The organism is Streptomyces sp. NPDC001027, from assembly GCF_040299045.1.
GTDB lineage: Bacteria > Actinomycetota > Actinomycetes > Streptomycetales > Streptomycetaceae > Streptomyces.
This window is the reverse complement of the sequence record NZ_JBEPBI010000572.1, coordinates 1-1452: the sequence shown is the minus strand read 5'-3', so window position 1 is coordinate 1452 and position 1452 is coordinate 1. Positions and strand designations below refer to the sequence as shown.

The following is a 1452-nucleotide window of genomic DNA, read 5'->3' as shown; positions in this document are numbered from 1 at the left end:
CGAACAGGGTGCGGATCTCCGTCTCGACACCCTGTTCGAGGCCCCGACCGTCGCGGCCCTCGCCGCCCGCCTCACGGGCGCCGAGACCGCCCGCACCCCCCTCACGCCCATGCCCCGACCGCAGCACCTCCCGCTCTCCTACGCCCAGCAAAGGCTCTGGTTCCTCAACCAGTTGGAGGAGTCGAGCGCCACCTACAACGTCCCGGTGGTGCTCCGGCTGCCCGGCGACACCGACCGGGAGGCGCTCAACGCCGCCTTCCGCGACGTGATCGGGCGGCACGAGGTGCTGCGCACCGTGTTCCCGGCCGTCGACGGCGAGCCGTATCAGCAAATCCTGGAGCTCGGCGAGCTGGACTGGGAGATCAAGGTCGTTCCGGTGGCGTCGACGGACCTGGAACGCGAGGTCCAGACGGCGGCGGAGCATCCCTTCGACCTGACCGGCGAAGTGCCGATCCGCGCCTGGTTCTTCGAGCCGGAGGGCGGCGCCGATCCGGTGCTGGCCGTCGTCCTGCACCACATCGCCAGCGACGGCTGGTCGACGGCGCCGCTGGCACGGGACCTGTCGGCCGCCTATGCGGCGCGCAGCGCCGGCCGGGCCCCCGCGTGGGAGCCGCTGCCGGTCCAGTACGCGGACTACACGCTCTGGCAGCGCGACCTGCTCGGCGACGAACGGGACGCAGACAGCCTGGTGGGCAGGCAGATCGCGTACTGGAAGGAGGCACTGTCGGGCATCCCCGGGGAGCTGGACCTCCCGGCTGATCACCTCCGTCCCGCCGTCTCCTCGTACCGCGGGCACGACGCGGCGCTGCAGATCCCGGCGGACGTCCACGCCCGACTGGCGGAGCTGGCGCGTGCCGAGGGCGCGACGATGTTCATGGTGCTCCAAGCGGCCCTCGCCGTACTGCTCAACCGGCTCGGCGCCGGCACCGACATCCCGATCGGCACGTTCAACGCGGGCCGTACGGACGAGGCACTCGACGACCTCGTCGGCTTCTTCGTCAACACGCTGGTGGTGCGCACGGACCTGTCCGGCGACCCGACGTTCGCCGAGGTCGTCGCCCGCGTCCGTGAGGTGGGGCTGTCCGCCTTCGCGCACCAGGAGGTGCCGTTCGAGAAGCTGGTGGAGGAGCTCGCGCCTGCTCGTTCCATGGCCCGCCATCCGCTGTTCCAGGTGTCGTTGACCCTGCAGAACAACCAGCCGGCGAGACTGGAACTCGGTGGTGCACCCTCCGGAGGGGCGGCACTCTCGGCCGGTACCGCGGCGGCGAAGTTCGACCTCGAGGTCGGTGTCGGCGAGGCCTTCGACGCCGACGGGGCTCCAACCGGGCTGTACGGCGGTGTCACCGCCTCGGCGGACCTGTTCGAGGCGAAGACGGTCCTGCTGTTCGCGGACTGCCTGGCGGGCGTGCTGGACACGCTCTCGATGCACCCGGAGCTGCCGCTGAGCGGTGT

At 71.3% G+C, this 1452-nt stretch carries 1 protein-coding gene; it reads left to right on the top strand.

From position 1 onward, the window contains the following. Positions 1-1452, top strand: a 1452-nt coding sequence (locus tag ABT300_RS43990; RefSeq protein WP_351688777.1) for a condensation domain-containing protein, incomplete at both ends; no start/stop codon positions are given.